The organism is Avibacterium sp. 20-126 (genome assembly GCF_044358625.1).
Classification (GTDB): Bacteria; Pseudomonadota; Gammaproteobacteria; order Enterobacterales; family Pasteurellaceae; genus Avibacterium.
Genome location: NZ_CP091457.1, coordinates 1872740 through 1890146, shown reverse-complemented (window position 1 = coordinate 1890146; position 17407 = coordinate 1872740). Strand labels below are relative to the sequence as shown.

The 17407-nt window shown below is 40.1% G+C and carries 18 protein-coding genes; 12 read left to right on the top strand and 6 right to left on the bottom strand.

Features of this window, described 5'->3' with window-relative positions; translation table 11 throughout:
- Positions 1–53 precede the first annotated feature (53 nt).
- On the top strand, positions 54–776 hold the full coding sequence (locus L4F91_RS08875; RefSeq protein WP_250363530.1) for a TerC family protein: 723 nt from the start codon (positions 54–56) through the stop codon (positions 774–776).
- Between the two features lie 95 nt (positions 777–871).
- Here L4F91_RS08875 and L4F91_RS08870 read toward each other — a convergent pair whose 3' ends face one another.
- Positions 872–1339, bottom strand: coding sequence for a surface-adhesin E family protein (locus L4F91_RS08870; RefSeq protein WP_395896035.1), 468 nt, complete (start codon positions 1337–1339; stop codon positions 872–874).
- A 233-nt stretch (positions 1340–1572) separates the two neighbouring features.
- Between L4F91_RS08870 and purM the strand changes: the two genes are divergently transcribed.
- From purM to L4F91_RS08835, 7 genes are all read left to right on the top strand, one after another.
- Entirely contained in the window at positions 1573–2610 is a 1038-nt protein-coding gene (gene purM / locus L4F91_RS08865) for a phosphoribosylformylglycinamidine cyclo-ligase (protein ID WP_250349563.1), read from the top strand.
- Positions 2610–3248, top strand: a complete 639-nt coding sequence (gene purN, locus L4F91_RS08860; RefSeq protein ID WP_250349564.1) for a phosphoribosylglycinamide formyltransferase — start codon at positions 2610–2612, stop codon at positions 3246–3248. Before purM ends, purN begins: the two co-directional genes overlap by 1 nt.
- A gap of 133 nt (positions 3249–3381) precedes the next feature.
- Positions 3382–3930 carry a bifunctional pyr operon transcriptional regulator/uracil phosphoribosyltransferase PyrR gene (pyrR, locus tag L4F91_RS08855; RefSeq protein WP_250349565.1) on the top strand — a complete coding sequence of 183 codons (549 nt, stop codon included), beginning with the start codon at positions 3382–3384 and terminating at the stop codon, positions 3928–3930.
- Positions 3931–4036: 106 nt separating this feature from the next.
- Complete coding sequence (locus L4F91_RS08850; protein ID WP_250349566.1) at positions 4037–4981, top strand: peptidylprolyl isomerase; 945 nt, start codon at positions 4037–4039, stop codon at positions 4979–4981.
- 77 nt (positions 4982–5058) lie between these two features.
- Positions 5059–5910, top strand: coding sequence for a 16S rRNA (adenine(1518)-N(6)/adenine(1519)-N(6))-dimethyltransferase RsmA (rsmA, locus tag L4F91_RS08845; RefSeq protein WP_250349567.1), 852 nt, complete (start codon positions 5059–5061; stop codon positions 5908–5910).
- 3 nt (positions 5911–5913) lie between these two features.
- Positions 5914–6735 carry a bis(5'-nucleosyl)-tetraphosphatase (symmetrical) ApaH gene (apaH, locus tag L4F91_RS08840; protein WP_250349568.1) on the top strand — a complete coding sequence of 274 codons (822 nt, stop codon included), beginning with the start codon at positions 5914–5916 and terminating at the stop codon, positions 6733–6735.
- Positions 6736–6750: 15 nt separating this feature from the next.
- Positions 6751–7377 (top strand): glucose-6-phosphate 1-dehydrogenase family protein, encoded by a 627-nt coding sequence (locus L4F91_RS08835; RefSeq protein WP_250351646.1) that lies wholly within the window; start codon positions 6751–6753, stop codon positions 7375–7377.
- A gap of 124 nt (positions 7378–7501) precedes the next feature.
- On the opposite strand, the gene L4F91_RS08830 is transcribed toward L4F91_RS08835, so the two are convergent.
- Together L4F91_RS08830 and L4F91_RS08825 are read right to left on the bottom strand one after the other, a co-directional pair.
- A complete protein-coding gene (locus L4F91_RS08830; RefSeq protein WP_250349569.1) occupies positions 7502–8212 on the bottom strand; it encodes a hypothetical protein in 711 nt (236 codons plus the stop codon).
- A gap of 77 nt (positions 8213–8289) precedes the next feature.
- The gene (locus L4F91_RS08825) at positions 8290–8592 is read right to left on the bottom strand and encodes a hypothetical protein (RefSeq protein ID WP_250349570.1); all 303 of its coding nucleotides are present in this window, start codon (positions 8590–8592) and stop codon (positions 8290–8292) included.
- A gap of 145 nt (positions 8593–8737) precedes the next feature.
- Between L4F91_RS08825 and L4F91_RS08820 the strand changes: the two genes are divergently transcribed.
- The 4 genes from L4F91_RS08820 (at position 8738) to holA (ending at position 13433) form a co-directional block, all read left to right on the top strand.
- Entirely contained in the window at positions 8738–9115 is a 378-nt protein-coding gene (locus tag L4F91_RS08820; RefSeq protein WP_250349571.1) for a helix-turn-helix domain-containing protein, read from the top strand.
- A 149-nt stretch (positions 9116–9264) separates the two neighbouring features.
- Positions 9265–11847 (top strand): leucine--tRNA ligase, encoded by a 2583-nt coding sequence (leuS, locus tag L4F91_RS08815; RefSeq protein ID WP_395896030.1) that lies wholly within the window; start codon positions 9265–9267, stop codon positions 11845–11847.
- Between the two features lie 48 nt (positions 11848–11895).
- The gene (lptE, locus tag L4F91_RS08810; RefSeq protein WP_250349573.1) at positions 11896–12396 is read left to right on the top strand and encodes an LPS assembly lipoprotein LptE; all 501 of its coding nucleotides are present in this window, start codon (positions 11896–11898) and stop codon (positions 12394–12396) included.
- On the top strand, positions 12396–13433 hold the full coding sequence (gene holA / locus L4F91_RS08805; RefSeq protein ID WP_250349574.1) for a DNA polymerase III subunit delta: 1038 nt from the start codon (positions 12396–12398) through the stop codon (positions 13431–13433). The genes lptE and holA overlap by 1 nt, the downstream gene beginning before the upstream one ends.
- Before the next feature lie 70 nt (positions 13434–13503).
- Here the strand turns inward: holA and menH are convergent, their stop codons facing one another.
- The 3 genes from menH to L4F91_RS08790 are packed head-to-tail and all read right to left on the bottom strand — an operon-like array spanning position 13504 to position 17287.
- On the bottom strand, positions 13504–14253 hold the full coding sequence (gene menH / locus L4F91_RS08800; protein WP_250349575.1) for a 2-succinyl-6-hydroxy-2,4-cyclohexadiene-1-carboxylate synthase: 750 nt from the start codon (positions 14251–14253) through the stop codon (positions 13504–13506).
- A 16-nt stretch (positions 14254–14269) separates the two neighbouring features.
- Positions 14270–15976: a 2-succinyl-5-enolpyruvyl-6-hydroxy-3-cyclohexene-1-carboxylic-acid synthase gene (gene menD / locus L4F91_RS08795; RefSeq protein ID WP_250349576.1), complete on the bottom strand. Its 1707-nt coding sequence runs from the start codon at positions 15974–15976 to the stop codon at positions 14270–14272.
- A 36-nt stretch (positions 15977–16012) separates the two neighbouring features.
- Positions 16013–17287 (bottom strand): isochorismate synthase MenF, encoded by a 1275-nt coding sequence (locus L4F91_RS08790; protein ID WP_250349577.1) that lies wholly within the window; start codon positions 17285–17287, stop codon positions 16013–16015.
- Positions 17288–17407 lie beyond the last annotated feature (120 nt).

Sequence of the window (17407 nt, the reverse complement as noted above, 5' to 3'; positions counted from 1 at the left end):
GAGAAATCTATATTATTGCTCGCTTTATCTCTACTTTCTTTAAGGAACGGATTATGTTTGATTGGATTGCCAGCCCAGAGGCGTGGGTGGCCTTATTTACCCTAACTGCATTAGAAATTGTGTTAGGCATTGATAACATCATTTTTATCAGCATTTTAGTTGGACGTTTACCAGCACAACAACGCCAATCTGGACGCTTGATTGGGTTAGGCTTAGCAATGGCAACGCGTATTTTATTACTGCTTTCCCTTTCTTGGCTGATGAAATTAACCACCCCATTATTTGAGGTATTTTCACAATCAATTTCAGGACGAGATCTCATTTTAATTTTAGGGGGATTGTTCCTCGTTGCCAAAAGTACCCACGAAATTCACCACGCAATGACGCCAGAAGAGGAAGAAGAACAAAGTGCGGTGAAAAAAGTGAATTTTTTCAGCGTACTCATTCAAATTGCCATTTTAGATATTGTGTTTTCCCTTGATTCCGTGATCACCGCAGTGGGAATGGCAAGTCAAGTTGGCGTAATGATTTTAGCGATCATTATTGCTGTGGGAGTGATGATGCTTGCGGCAAAACCGATTGGCGATTTTGTGGAAGCTCACCCAACGCTAAAAGTGCTAGCGCTTTCATTCTTGATTTTAGTGGGCGTAGCATTAATTGGCGAAGGCTTAGATTTCCATATTCCAAAAGGCTATATCTATTTCGCGATGGGCTTTTCTGTTGTGGTTGAAATGATCAATATAAAAATGCGTAAGCGTTTGATTAAACGCCCGTAATGCTTAAATAAGAAGTGCGGTGCAAAAATGCTGAAAATTTGCACCGCACTTTTTTTCTTCTCGTTTTTTCTATTTTAGTGAGCCTGTTTTTTCATTTACCATTTTCGATACATATTGGCGCACATCACTTGACCCAATACATAAAGGGTGGAATTTTTTTGCAATTTTACCGTATGCCGTTGTTGTTTGCGTAGCGCTGCGCGGATACCATCGCCCCAAAATTCACTGTAATAATCTGTTCTAACTTGTGTCAGACGATAAGTGTCGCAGTTGAGTATTTTATATTGACGCACGGATCGCGCGTAAAGCTCTGGACGGTTTTTATACACGAATAAGCCTTTGTCTGAATTAATCACGACATCAAAATGAATTAAATGTTTGTCTTCGTTATCCACCCAAACCGATTGGGTATCCACATAATATTCGGTATTCGGTGCTAACTTGAAATAGCCCGCTTTGGTTAAGATTGGTAGCACGAGTTTGACTTCGGGAGGAGGCAAAGTTGGGGTGGCAGAACAAGCAGCGAGTAGCATTACACTCAGTGATAAACCTAATTTTCTCATTTTGACCTCCTTACATTCTGAGGAAGAATGCGTGTTGATTAGGTTAAAATTATTCTTGCATATTTGGGGTTCAATTTCTAACAAAAAAAGCCAATTTTGTGAGCTGTTGCACAAATCAAAATGTGTCTAAAGAATGAAAAGAGTGGGACAAGAGAAAATTTATCGCAAACGATTGCGTAGGCGTGATACAATACGCGCGATTTTTAGTAACTCAAGTCATATAGGAAAAAATCGTGAGCAAACAATCATTAAGTTACAAAGATGCAGGTGTCGATATTAACGCTGGCAATGCGTTAGTGGAAAAAATTAAAGCCGATGTAAAACGCACTACGCGTCCAGAAGTGATGGGTGGATTGGGTGGCTTTGGCGCCCTTTGTGCATTACCAAGTAAATATAAAGAGCCAATTTTGGTATCTGGCACAGATGGTGTTGGGACAAAATTACGCCTTGCCATTGATTTGAATAAACACGATACCATTGGCATTGACTTGGTAGCGATGTGCGTGAATGATTTAGTGGTGCAAGGCGCTGAACCACTATTTTTCCTTGATTATTATGCCACAGGTAAATTAGACGTTGATGTGGCAGCGAGTGTGATTAAAGGTATCGCAAATGGTTGTGAGCAAGCAGGTTGTGCCTTAGTCGGCGGTGAAACTGCTGAAATGCCAGGTATGTATCATCAAGGTGATTATGATTTGGCGGGGTTCTGCGTCGGTGTCGTAGAAAAATCTGAAATTATTGACGGTAGTCGGGTGAAAGTGGGCGATGCCTTAATCGCATTAGGCTCAAGTGGGGCGCATTCCAATGGCTATTCATTAATCCGTAAAGTAATCGAACGTTCAGGCATTGAGCCAGCTACGGCACAATTAGACGGAAAACCTTTCGCCGATCAAGTGTTAGCGCCAACAAAAATTTATGTAAAATCCATTTTGCAATTAATCAAACACGTGTCTGTTCACGCCATTTCTCACTTAACAGGCGGTGGTTTTTGGGAAAATATTCCACGCGTGTTACCACATAATGTGAAAGCGGTGATTGATGAATCAAGCTGGCAATGGCCTGCTATTTTCAACTGGCTACAAGAACAGGGCAATATTGAACGTTATGAAATGTACCGCACTTTCAATTGTGGTGTGGGAATGATCATTGCCTTGCCACAAGATCAAGTGGAAACCGCTTTAGCATTATTACACCAAGCGGGCGAAACGGCGTGGCAGATTGGGCATATTGAAAGCCTAAGTGAAGGTGAACAGCAGGTTATTATTCGTTAATGAAAAAGATCGCTGTATTCATTTCTGGTGAGGGGCAAACCTTGCAAAGCATTATTGATGCCTGCAAGGTTGGCGATATCCCCGCACAAATCTGTGCTGTCATTTCTAATAAAGCAACGGCTTATGGGTTACAACGGGCAAAAATGGCTGAAATTCCTACCGCACTTTTTGAGCGAAAAGATTATGCAGATAATAAGCAAATGGATCAGGCTATTGGTGATTATATCGCCACATTAGGGGCGGATTTGATTGTCCTAGCTGGATATATGAAAATTTTGACTGCTGAATTTACCCAACGTTTTGCAGGTAAAATTCTCAATATTCATCCTTCATTGTTACCGAAATACCCCGGTTTACATACTTATCAGCGAGCTTTAGAGGCGGGCGAACAAGAACACGGCACAACGGTGCATTTTGTCAATGAAGAGGTAGATGGCGGGGCAATTGTGCTACAAGCGAAAGTGCCGATTTTTCCTGATGATGAAGTGGCTGATATTGAGCAGCGAGTGAAATATCAAGAGCAACAAATTTATCCTTTGGTGATTAAATGGTTTGTTACCGATCGGTTAACGCTTGAGGCTGGCAAGGCTTATTTAGATGGCAAGCGCTTGCCGAATGCAGGGTATGCCATCGATTAACGATACAAAGCACAAACGCCCGTTTGTGCTTTTTCGTTATGTTGAGCGAGAAAGAATTTTATTAAGTGCGGTCATTTTTTTGTGAGTTTTTGGTATAGTAGCGAAAAAATTTATCACAACCTAGGATTTATAAATGGCAGAAAAAATTCTTATTGATGAAGATCGATTTATGCGAACCATTTCTCGGATTTCACACGAGATCATAGAAAAACATCAACATCTTGATGACTTAGTGATCGTCGGCATTAAACGCCGTGGGGCAGAGATCGCAGAATTAATTAAGCGTAAAATTAATGATTTAACGGGGAAAGAAGTCCCTTCCCTTGATTTGGATATTACTTTTTATCGCGATGATTTAGAATATGTTGAGCCACAAAGTCAATCGCCCGTTTATAGCGGTGCATCAAATTATGTCAGCATTCAAAATAAAATCGTGATTTTAGTCGATGATGTCTTATTTACCGGGCGAACCATTCGGGCCGCATTAGATGCGTTAATTGATTTTGGACGTGCAGCAAAAGTGGAATTAGTTATTTTTGTTGATCGCGGACACCGTGAATTACCCATTCGTGCGGATTATGTGGGCAAAAATGTGCCAACCAGTCGCACAGAAAAAGTGCAAGTGCGCACAATGAAGTTTGATCAATGTTATGAAGTAGCATTATTAGGTAAAAATAGGTAGAATCATTTTATCTGTTTAATTACTATTAAATATGGAACCTTTTTTATCATTTAAGCTCTAAAGTAGTAATAAAATAATTATGTAACTAATTTGATACTGGAAATCTATGAAAAAATTTAATATAAAAGCTTTTTTATTTAGCGTAGTAGGTATGCTAGCTATTGTGAGTAATGCGAATGCAGTGGAACGAGTTGTGGCAACAGTCAATGGCGCACCAATATTAGAAAGCCAAGTCAAATCTGTCATTGGTAAGAAAGCAAATAATAAAGCAAATTATCAGAATGCGTTAGATATGATTATTGATCAGATTTTAACTAGACAAGCGGTGCAAGAGTCAGGGATAAAAATTACTAATGCACAAGTTGATCAAGTCATTGAAAGCATTGCAGCGCAGAATGGCTTAACTTTTGGTCAATTATTAGATGCACTAGATTATCAGGGTATTAATTATGATCAATATCGTCGTCAAATTGCTGATCAATTATTAATGTCGCAAGTTAGAAATCAAGCAATTGGTAAAAGTATTAATGTTTCTCGCGAAGAAGTTCAAGCTCTTGGCTTAAAATTACTTGAACAAGCAAAAGCGAATGGTACTGAAAAGAAAGTTATGGGAACTGAATATCAAGTTCGTCATATCTTATTGAAATTAAACCCACTTTTAAATGATTCACAAGCTAAAGCTAAATTGGCACAAGTACGCGCTGAAATCCTATCGGGTAAGACTAGCTTTGCTGAGGCAGCATTTAATTATTCAAAAGATTATTTATCTGGTGCAAATGGTGGAAATTTAGGCTTTGCTTTTCCCGAAGCCTATGTTGAGCCTTTTGCGAAAACTATTGTAAAAAGTAAAAAAGGCGTTATTTCTAATCCATTTAAAACTGAATTTGGTTGGCATATTTTAGAAGTAACGGATACTCGTAAAGGCGATAGGACTCAGGCAGCTTATATGCAAAAAGCCTATCAGCAACTTGTTAATCAACAAATTGAATTTGCTTCTAAAGATTGGGTAAAAGCATTACGAAAAACAGCAGATATAAAATATTTCAACTAATCAATCGTAAAATCCCAGCCCCCATGCTGGGATTTTTGTTTTATAATAGTGCGTCTTTTTTAACAGTATCAATCATTATGAATTCAAGAAAACATTTAGGTCATACCGCCCGTAAGCGTTTTGGGCAAAACTTTTTATCCGATGATAATATTATTCAAAGTATTGTGGCAGCTATTTATCCACAGCCAGATCAATATTTGGTGGAAATCGGTCCCGGTTTAGGGGCATTAACAGAACCTGTGGCGGAACGTGTTGAACGTTTAACGGTGGTTGAGTTAGATCGCGATCTGGCTGAACGTTTACGCCATCATCCCTTTTTACACCAAAAATTGAATGTGATCGAAGCAGATGCAATGCAGTTTGATTTTGCTCAGCTTTATCAAGATGAAAAACTGGCAGAAAAAAATCAGAAATTACGTATTTTCGGCAATCTTCCTTATAACATTTCAACGCCATTAATGTTCCATTTGTTCAACTATTGCGAACAAATTCAAGATATGCATTTTATGCTACAAAAAGAAGTAGTAAAACGCCTTTGTGCTGCACCAAATAGCAAGGCTTATGGCCGTTTAACCATTATGGCGCAATATTTTTGCCAAGTAATGCCTGTATTGGAAGTACCGCCGAGCGCATTTAAGCCTGCACCAAAAGTGGATTCTGCGGTGGTTCGTTTAATTCCGCATAGCACGTTGCCACACCCAGTGAAGGATTTATATTGGCTCAACCGTGTTTGTACGCAAGCCTTCAATCAACGTCGAAAAACCTTGCGCAATGCGCTCTCTACATTATTTTCTGCAGAACATCTCACCGCACTTGGTATTGATTTGAACGCACGAGCGGAAAATCTCTCCATTGCCGATTATGTAAGATTGGCAAACTGGCTGTGTGATAATCCCGTGCTGGAAAATGAACAGAGTGAAGTGGAATAGACAATGGCAACTTATTTAGTCGGCGATCTGCAAGGCTGTTATGATGAACTGCACGCTTTGCTGGAAAAGGTAAAGTTTGATCCAAGCCAAGATATCCTTTATTTGGTTGGTGATTTGGTGGCGCGAGGGGATAAATCGCTCGAATGTTTGCGTTTAGTCAAATCGCTTGGCAAGGCGGCTCACACTGTGCTAGGCAATCACGATTTGCATTTAATTTCTACCGCACTTGGAATTAAGCAAGTGAAGCGCAAAGATCGTGTGGATGCCATTTTCAACGCCCCTGATTTTCACGAGTTGATTGACTGGCTTCGCCAGCAACCCTTACTTATTCATAATGAGCAAGCCAATTTCTTGCTTACTCATGCCGGCATTTCACCTGATTGGGATCTTGACACCGCGAAAGCTTGTGCTAGCGAAGTGGAACAAGTGCTACGTCACGGTGATTATTATGCAATGATCGCGCAAATGTATGATAACCAGCCAGATCGCTGGTCGCCTGATTTGCACGGTATCGACCGTTTACGTTACATTATTAATGTGTTTACCCGTATGCGTTTTTGCTATTATGATCACCGCCTTGACTTTGATTGCAAAGCCCCTGTTGATGAAGCCCCCGCTGAACTGACACCTTGGTTTAGGCTTAATAATCCGTTGTTTAAAACACAAAATATCGTCTTTGGCCATTGGGCAAGTTTAGTGGATACGCCTACGCCAGCTAATATTTATGCCCTTGATACCGGCTGCGTGTGGGGCAATCGAATGACAATGCTACGCTGGGAAGATAAGCGTTATTTTACTCAACCAGCAATGAAACAATATACCTAAAAAATGAAAGCAAAACTGATTACCTCTGCCAGTTGCGATCTATTTAATTTGCCTTTTTTTCAGTTCGCACAAATGAAAAAATTTTGCCCTGAACAAATCCCACAAATTAAAGCGGATTACAAACGGGACTGGAATTTATGGAAGACCGCCATCTTACGAGTGGCACAACAGCTTGGCGCACCTTTTGCTGAACCTCATATTGAAAAATGGTGTAACGGGTGGCAAGTGCGGGCGCATTTTTTTGCTTATTTTAAATATGAATTTAACAAAAATTCTGCAGCGATTTTATCGGTTATCTTAAATCGTCGCCGTTTACAAGTGAGTCTTGATTGGCATTGCTACCGCGCTGATCGCTCGCAAATCAATGTGCAACAATACAACCAATGGGTTGAACAGTTGGATCAAGCACAGTATGCCGATTTTGATTTTTGGCGTGGTGATGAAAGCGAATACGCCGATTTCCGCAAAGTGCGGTCGCTTTCTGCACAGGATTTTTTACTCAACAATGATGAAGATTTTTTCTGTATAGGAAAAAATATTGAAAAAGCTGAATTAGATCACATTGATGCGGTGGAATTTATCGTACAAACTATTCAAGATTTACTGCCGTTGTATGAAAAATGTCATTTGAAATCAATATAACTTTAACAAAATATATATTATTATTTTGAAAGCACCTTTAGCGAATAAATCACTAAATAAAATATGAACGCTCCCTCTTTTAGATACATTTTCTCAGAAAAGAAACGTTCAATTTATTTTTATATTATAAAAACTCTTTTCTCTTTTGTTCCATCAAGTTGCGTAAATGCTCAAAATGATTTTTATCTAGACGTTGGAAACATTTATCTATCAATTTCTTTCCCTCATTTATTGCTAAAGTATAATCATTAGCAATCCATTCTTCATAAGTAATACCTGTTTTCTCTTCCTCACATTTAAAAGCCCCATCAACTCGAGAATGGTTCAAATAAATTTCAAATCCTACTTTTAATTTAAAGTATTGATCATCGTAGACAAGATAATTAGGCTTTACGTAAAAATAAATTGGGGTGGGTGAATAATCTTGAGTAGTCGAGAAGCGAATATTTTGTTTTATTGCTTCAATATATTTAGGATAGGCATAACTATGGCTTATATTGGGAATCTTAGTTATGCTTCCTTCAAGTTCTTCTTTTGAAAAACCAAGATCTGTCCAATTACAGTGCAATAAAGAAAATGGATTGCATAAAATCACCCCTAGAGTACTATTAATCGCCACCTTACCAGCAGTATGTCCTCTTGTTATGACTCGAAGATTATCTTGTGAGGGGGTTGGCTTTTGTAGTTCATATCCTGGTTTACCCACACCATAATAGATATTTATGGTGCTACCATCAATAGTAACGAACTTCTCGCTATGGGGAGTTTTATCCTGTGTTGCACAAGATGTAATTAATAAAGTGCACCCCAATAGCAGTAAAATAAGTTTATCCATTTTTTCTCCAAAAAATTTATCATTATTAATAAAATAATAAAGATGCTGGGGACATATTAGTTAATGATATTCCTACCTCAAAATAGCTTATAACCTTGCTTTTTAAGCATTTCCACTTTCCGTTCCCATTTTTCTTTGTCATCTGGAGATACTCCCCATATGAATCCTTTTGCCTGCATACAGCTGATGATTAATATATCTTTTTCTGTTGGAGCAACTTTATTCATCCCTACGTCATAAATACACTTTGCCTTGCTAGTTCTGACTTCTTCTTGGCTTATTCCTTGTTTATACCATTGTTCTTCTGGCATAGGAGGATAGGGATGCATTGCACAACTCGTTGCCATTAAAATCATTAATGTCATTAAAACTTTTTTCATAATATTGTTCTCCTAATAGTTAAATTAAATCCTCAAATACTCTTTTAATGAGTGTAAGTAAAAATATACAACATCAAAGAGATAAACTCAAGCGTATAAATGGCAAAAAATATCATTCAAAGAGTATTAAGCTACGGAGAAAAGAATGAGCAAATTTATTGCTGCTGAGGTTGATGCCGCGATTGGTAGAAAAATTCAACAAAGACGGAAAGAAGTGGGCTTTACAGCTGAAAATCTGGCTGAACAGATTGGCGTTTCTCAGCAACAATTTTCACGCTATGAACGTGGCGTAACTAAGATTAATGTTTCGCATCTTGTGAATATTGCCGTGATTTTGAATACCCCGATTAGTTGGTTCTTTGCAGATGTAAAATCAGAAAATCTCACTTTTTCTTTGCAAGATGAATATGTCCCTATTCGGAATGACGCCCTAAAAATGCGCCTAGATTATCATTGGGGGCATTTGAGTAATGATCAAAAACGCAATTTAATCAATTTTCTTGATTCTCTCCATAAAACCTAAAGCAATAGGCGTATTTAAAGTTCTATCAATTTCCCTTATTTTACGCTATCCTATACCACATTTTCTTATTCATCTATACCGCTAAAATCGCCTCTGGTAAAGGGGGAAAAGTGCGGTCAATTTTTTGATAATTTTTTGAAGGTAACATTATGCAAGAACAATATCGCCCTGATTTGATTGAGAGTGAAGTGCAGAAATATTGGGCTGAAAATAAGACATTTAAAGCGGTGCAAGATCCGAGTAAAGAGAAATATTATTGCCTTTCAATGTTCCCTTATCCATCTGGTCGCTTGCATATGGGGCACGTTCGTAATTATACCATTGGTGATGTCATTTCTCGTTACCAGCGAATGAACGGTAAAAATGTGTTACAGCCAATGGGGTGGGATGCATTTGGTTTACCTGCGGAAGGAGCAGCGGTGAAAAATAAAACCGCGCCTGCCAAATGGACCTACGAAAATATTGAATATATGAAAAATCAGCTCAAAATTTTGGGCTTCGGTTTTGACTGGGATCGTGAAATTGCCACTTGTAAACCTGAATATTATAAATGGGAGCAATGGTTCTTCACGGAGCTTTACCGCAAAGGCTTAGTGTATAAAAAAACCTCTAGCGTAAACTGGTGTCCGAATGATGAAACTGTGCTTGCTAATGAGCAAGTTCACGAAGGGCGTTGCTGGCGTTGTGATACCCCTGTGGAACAAAAAGAGATCCCACAATGGTTTATTAAGATTACTGACTATGCTGAGCAATTATTGGGCGGTTTAGATCAACTGCCAGAATGGCCTGATATGGTGAAAACGATGCAGCGTAACTGGATCGGTCGTTCAGAAGGGGTAGAAATAACCTTTAATATTGAAAATTCTGATGAAACCGTAACGGTTTATACGACACGTCCAGATACGTTCTATGGTGTGTCGTATCTGGCTGTTGCCGCAGCACACCCATTAGCGGAAAAAGCAGCACAAAATACCCCCGCACTTGCCCAATTTATTCAAGAAGCCAAAAACACGAAAGTGGCGGAAGCAGAGCTTGCCACAATGGAGAAAAAAGGAATGGCAACGGGCATTCACGCCATTCACCCGATTACAGGGAAATTAGTGCCTGTTTGGGTCGCGAATTTTGTGTTAATGCACTATGGCACAGGGGCGGTAATGGCCGTACCAGCGCACGATGAGCGTGATTATGAATTTGCTAAAAAATATGATTTACCGCTTTACCCTGTTATCACGCCAGAAGACGGTAGCCCGTTAGATTTATCACAGCAGGCTTATACTGAACACGGTATTTTGATTAATTCAGCAGAATTTGATGGTTTAGGTTTTGATGCTGCATTCAAAGGGATTGCGGATAAATTAGAACAAATGGGTGTGGGCAAGCGTCAAGTGAATTATCGCTTACGCGATTGGGGGGTATCACGCCAACGTTATTGGGGCGCACCAATCCCTATGCTTACCCTTGAAAATGGTGAAGTTGTGCCGGCACCACTTGCAGATTTGCCAATTGTATTACCTGAAGATGTGGTGATGGACGGCGTTCGTAGCCCAATCAAAGCTGATCCAAATTGGGCAAAAACCACTTACAATGGGCAACCTGCATTGAAAGAAACCGATACCTTCGACACCTTTATGGAATCTTCGTGGTATTACGCGCGTTACACTTGCCCAGATTTCCACCAAGCAATGTTGAACCCTGAAGAGGCAAATTACTGGCTGCCAGTGGATCAATATATCGGTGGTATTGAACACGCCACAATGCATCTACTTTACTTCCGTTTCTTCCATAAATTATTGCGTGATGCTGGTTTAGTAAACACAGATGAGCCTGCAAATAAATTATTATGTCAAGGAATGGTCTTAGCTGATGCGTTTTATTACACCAGCGACAGCAACGAACGCATTTGGGTCTCGCCAACCAAAGTTACGCTTGAGCGTGATGAAAAAGGACGTATTATCCGTGCCATTGATGATGAAGGACGCGAGTTAGTCCATAGCGGAATGACGAAGATGTCAAAATCGAAAAACAATGGTATTGACCCACAAGAAATGGTGGAAAAATACGGTGCGGATACCGTACGCTTATTTATGATGTTTGCTTCCCCTGCTGAAATGACCTTAGAATGGCAAGAATCTGGCGTGGAAGGGGCAAACCGTTTCTTACGCCGTTTATGGAATTTAGTCTTTGAGTACAGTAAAAATCCTGCAAAAACGGCGCTAAATCCAACCGCACTTTCTAACGCTCAAAAAGCCTTACGCCGTGATGTGCATAAAACTATTGCGAAAGTGAGCGATGATATCGGTCGTCGTCAAACCTTTAACACGGCGATTGCTGCGGTGATGGAGTTAATGAACAAATTAACCAGAGCCCCATTAGAAGATGAACAAGATCGTACGGTAATGGCTGAAGCGTTAAATGCGGTCGTTAAAATGCTTTATCCGATCACTCCGCACATTTGTTTCCAATTATGGAAAGAGCTTGGAAATCAAGAGGCGATTGACTTTGCTCCTTGGGTGAAAGCCGATGAGCAAGCAATGATTGATGACGAAAAACTGGTGGTGGTGCAAGTTAATGGTAAAGTGCGCGCTAAAATTACTGTGCCTGCGGATATGACAGAAGAGGTGATTAAAGACATTGCGCTTGCTGATCCGAATGTACAAAAATTCTTAGATGGTCTAAACATTGTGAAAACCATCTATGTACCCGGTAAGTTATTTAGCTTTGTAGCGAAATGATCCTATGCCCCACGCATTAGGTGGGGCGAATTATTAAGAGAAAATCAAATGTTGAACTTACTTAAAAAATTATCTCTCGTCAGTGCTGTCGCATTACTCACGGCTTGTGGTTTTCATTTCCAAAATGGCGAATTGATTCCGCAAGAACTAAGAACATTGCGTCTAGAAAGCCGTGATCCTTATGATGCGATGACGATTGCAATGCGTAAGCAGTTAAGAGCCAATAATATCCAACTTGTTGAGCAAGGCGATGTGGTGGTATTTCGCTTAAATAATGTGCGTGAGAACAGTGAAGTGGCATCTATTTTCAAGCAAGGACGTGAGGCTGAAAAAGTATTAGTGTTACAAGTGGAGGCGAACATTCAGCTTAAAAACAAGCAACGTTATCCAATTAATACGCAAGTAACCCGCACTTTCTTTGATAACTCACGTGCAGCATTAGCTAAATCGGCGGAAAAAGAGGTAATTTGGAATGATATGCGTGAGCAAGCAGCGCGCCAACTTATCAGCAAAATGGTGGCGTTAAAACAGCAGGTGAAAAGCCAATAATGCAACGTCTGTTTGCCGATCAGCTCAGTGCCTCGCTAGATAAAAAGTTAGCATCAATTTATTGTTTAGTGGGGCAAGATCCTTTGCTTTTACAAGAAAGCAAGGATCTCATTTGCACAACGGCAAAACAGCAAGACTTTGATGAAAAAAATGAAATGACTATTGATAATAGCACCGATTGGATCGCCTTAAACGAACAAGTGCAATCAATGGGATTATTTTTCAGTCGTCAAATTTTAGTGTTAAATTTTCCTGAAAATCTCACCGCACTTTTACAAAAGCGTATCGCTGAATTAATAAGTTTGTTAAATCAAGATGTGCTACTCATTTTGCAAATGGCAAAACTCACCAAACCAATGGAAAAACAAGATTGGTTTGTGCAAGCCAGTCAGTTTGATCCGCAATTTTCTCTCGTAAATTGTCAAACACCAAGTATTGAACAACTACCTCGTTGGATTGTCGGGCGTAGTAAAACCTTAGAAATCTTTATTGAGCCAGAGGCAATCCAGCTTTTGTGTTATAGCTACGAAAATAATCTTCTTGCCTTAAAACAGACCTTGCAGCTACTGGCATTGCTTTATCCAAAGGATAAAATCACCTTATCTCGCGTGCAAAATGTGGTGGAACAATCCTCCGTGTTTACCGTATTTCAATGGGTTGATGCCTTACTTGAGGGAAAAAGCCAGCGTGCCAGACGAATTTTAGCTGGGTTGCGTGGTGAGGAAATTCAGCCTGTAATTTTATTGCGTACCTTGCAACGTGAGTTAATAACCCTTTTGACACTCACTCAACCACAACAAGGAATGAGCAATATTGATCAAGGGCTTTCTACGGCGAAATTGCGTGAAAAATTTGATCAACTCAAAATTTGGCAAACACGTCGCCCACTTTTCTTACAAGCGATTCAACGCTTAAACTATCGTAAACTGTATGAAATTATTCAACAGCTCGCCGAATTAGAACGTTTGGTAAAACTTGAATTTAGTGATGATGTATGGGAAAAACTGGCGGATTTATCCATACAAATTTGTCATTAGATTTTCGTATTAATCAGCATTTTTCCAACCTAGTGCTTACTTAACATCTTATAAATACTGAGCTTTTCACTTAAATAGAATGAATTTTAGCGAGAATGTGTGCCAAACATTGCGAAAAAGCCTGTGGATTTTCTTGATGAGCATTATGTCCTGCATTGGGAATGAAATGTAAGTTGAGTTGGTTTTCCACCGCCATTTGACAGAATTTGACATCCTTTTCACCGCAAAGATAAAAAATTGGCAAGGAATTTGACCGCACTTGTGAGCGAAAATCAGGTTGTTTGGCAAGAGAAGTGGCTTTAAGCATTTGAGCAATATTTTCACCACAATTAGCTTGGCGAAGTTTGATCAAGGCCTGCCGTTTTTCAGCGGTTAAGTGGGCAAACACGGGTTGTTGATACCAATCTTCTAATACCTGATGAGCTGGCTGAGTGGCAAAACGTTCAGCCCAATCACAATCATTTTGCCAGCGTTGTTGGCGTTCTTGCTCGGAGGTTAGCCCTAAATTTGCCCCCTCTAAAATCAACCCTTGTAAATCACCTTTTTCTACTTCGGCTTGTAAGGCATAGTAAAGAGCAAGCCGTCCACCTAGTGAATAACCTATTAAAAAATAGGGCTGATTTTGCACCGCACTTTGAATTTGTTGAGCGAGTATTTTTGCTGCGTTGTCAAAATCTGTCACGTTAATATGTTTATTCTCCCCGTGTAAGGGGAGATCAAGAGCGAGACAGGAAAAGTGCGGTAGTTTTTCGATGATTTTTTGCCAATCCGCCTTTGTACCAAGTAAACCGTGCAGAAAAACTAAATGGGGTTTTGCCATTACTTAAGCTTCTTATTTAAGCGCCAATAACAGCGTGGCTAATTTGTTCAATCAGACGTTTATAAATATTACTGCCATCGCTATTGTTCACCTTAATTTCGATTAAGGTGGCTTCGCGGCGGAAATAAGCTTGTTTAAGCACGGAGCTGAGATCCGCCCAAGTGTAAGGACGTGCATATTTGAGATCAAACATTGACGCCGCGTGAGAAAATTCTAAATTATGCGGCATACGATAGAATTTATTTTTCATTTCCGCATCCACAGGCAGCATATCGAAAATTGCGCCGCCATTATTATTGATCACAAAAATAATGGTTGGCTGATTCACCTTTTTGAGCAAGGCCAAAGAATTGAGATCATAGAGGGCGGAAGTATCTCCAAGCATTGCTACCACAGGCTGGTTTGAACCTAAACTTAAGCCTGTTGCGGTGGCAAGTAAGCCGTCAATGCCACTTGCGCCACGGTTGGTGTACACCGGGTAGCCTTCTGGCAATTTAGTTAGGGCATCAACCAAGCGTACAAAGAGGCTGTTGCCCAAAAAGAGCAGTCCATTATTGGGTAATAAACGCTCTAAATGGTGAGCTAAAGAGGCCTCATTCAAATTACCGCCCACTTGCTGTTCCACAAAGCTGGCACAGAACTTAGCCAGTGCGATTGGCTCTAATAGCCAAGGTTTCTGGCGTAAAGGGGGATGGGCGCGTAGCCAATGATGAATTTTTCCATTAAAACGGGTGTGTGCGTGATGGTTTGGATCAACCGAATTATCTGAAGGTTCAATGATCCAATATTCCCCTTTAAAGGCCGCCATAAATTGATTTATACGTTTGCTAATAAAGTGCGAGCCAAATTGCAACACAATATCTGCTTCAAGCAATTTTTGTTTAACGGTTTGATTTGCCAGCCAAATATCCGCATAAGGTAGGGTTGGCTCAACGCCAGATTGAATATCTGTGAGCATAATCCAGCCTTGCGTTTCAGCCCAAGTGCGAATGCCCATAGCTTGCTCTGTGGGGAGTTTTCCAACCAAAATAATCCCACGTTTTGTACGCCAATGATCCCAATGTTCGTGCATTACCACTTCTTTTTGTGGGGCTTGATGGTTATGCCACGGTTTGTTTTGGCTTAACCAACGCTGAATTGGCATAAGCCAAGGATGTTGATCAATTTGCTCTGCATTGGCTTCATATAACGGCTCAGCAAATGGCATATTAATATGTACGACACCAGCGTGCTGGCTTTGTCGATAACAAGCCTGTTCCACAAGCGAAATCAGCCAGTTAGGTGAATAATCTTGGCTAGGACGAGGTAAATTTATTGTTGCGACAGGATAATCAGCAAAAATGTTGTGCTGTAAAATGGCTTGATTTGCACCGCACTCCAATAATTCAGGCGGGCGATCGGCACTCAATACAATGAGATTTACCCCACTTTGGCGCGCTTCAATCACCGCGGGATAAAGATTTGCCACTGCCGTGCCAGAAGTTACAATAATCGCCACAGGCTTTTTATTTGCTTTAGCTAAACCAAGGGCGAGAAAACCCAAACCACGCTCATCAAAATGGGTATGGCATTTGGCTTTGCCACCTTGTTCAAGGCGAGCGGCTTCTAACGTGAGTGGGGTAGAACGAGAACCAGGTGCAATGCAAAAATGGCTAACCCCTTGACGAATCAGGGTTTCCAAGATCACTTTTGACCAACAACGATTAAATACACTCACTGACATAGGGTTCTCCATTGATTTTGTTCGTTCTTTCTATGTTTATTCTTGTAATAAAGAAATTAATCCTAAGGCTTTACGCTCAATTTCTTGCCATTCTAACAAGGGAATAGAGCCTTCAACAATCCCCGCACCGGCAAAAACGCGAATTTGTTCTTGCTCAATGAACGCTGAGCGAATCGCCACGCAGAATTCTGCCCATTCTTTTTGCATTACGCCTAATGTTCCTGCATACCAACGGCGGTCAAAGGTTTCCGTTTGACGTAAAAATGCGATGGCTTCATTTCGTCCTAAGCCAGCTACCGCCGCGGTAGGATGAATGGCATTTAAGAAAAGGTTATCACCATATTCGGGGGAAATCTGTGCAGAAATTTTACGTCTTAAATGTTGCACTTGGCGCAAGGTTTTCAGACCTAAGGGCGAAACCTCAATATATTGGCTATAAGGTGCAAGGTGTTGCTTAATGTCATCAACAACGAGTTGATTTTCATAAATATTTTTTTTATCTTGCAGAAGCCATTGGGCTTGTTGTGCGGTTTCTTGTGCATTTTCGCCCACTAAGGCTGTCCCCGCCAATGCTTCGGTTTGCAGTTGTGTGCCTTGCCGTTGATACAGGCGTTCAGGGCTTGAGCCAATAAAAATACATTCTTCCGTTTCAGCAAATAGAAAATGATAGCAACCGAAATTATAGCGTTCACTTTCAGCCAAAAAATCATAGGCGTTCAGTTTTCCTTCTGAGTGGAAAAGTGTTTCATTCGCCAATACAATTTTATTTAGTAAGCCTTGCTTAATCTGCTGTAAACCTTGTTCTACCCATTCACACCATTGTGCTTGTGCTGCCCGTTTTTGCCCAAAATGAATGGATTGTTGAATTGGACAAAGTGCGTTGCTTTTTTCAAAAGTTTCTAATGCGTTTAAGCAGGCTTGGTATTCTTGTGCAAAATCTTTTGTTTGATCGATGAATAGTTGAATTTTTAGCTTATTTTCTTGCTGTTGCAAATACAAACGCGGCAAGAAAAATTGGCTGTCACCATAAAATTGCACACCGCCCACTAAGGGATAATGGTTTTCTTGTATAAAAGTTTGTGCCAGATTTAATTCCCAAAAGCACCGCACTTGTCCGATAGCGGCGACAACTTGCTTGCTATCACGGAAATTAAGGTAAAACTGCGGATAGGTTTTTTGCGCTTTTAGCCAGCTTAATAAATTGAGGTTCGTAACCATTTCTGCCTGCACACAAGCGATCTTCTTATGTTCAAGCAGAGAAGGGCGGAGTTGCGCCAAAAGCTGTTGTTTTATTGTGCGTAAATTATCCATTTAAAAAGCGTTGTTTTTGGCAAAAAAATCAGTTAAAAATAAGGGCTAATTCTACCGCACTTTATGAAAATTTTTTATAAAATCTTTTCATCTTTGTAAAATAAGCGTAAAGTGCGGTAA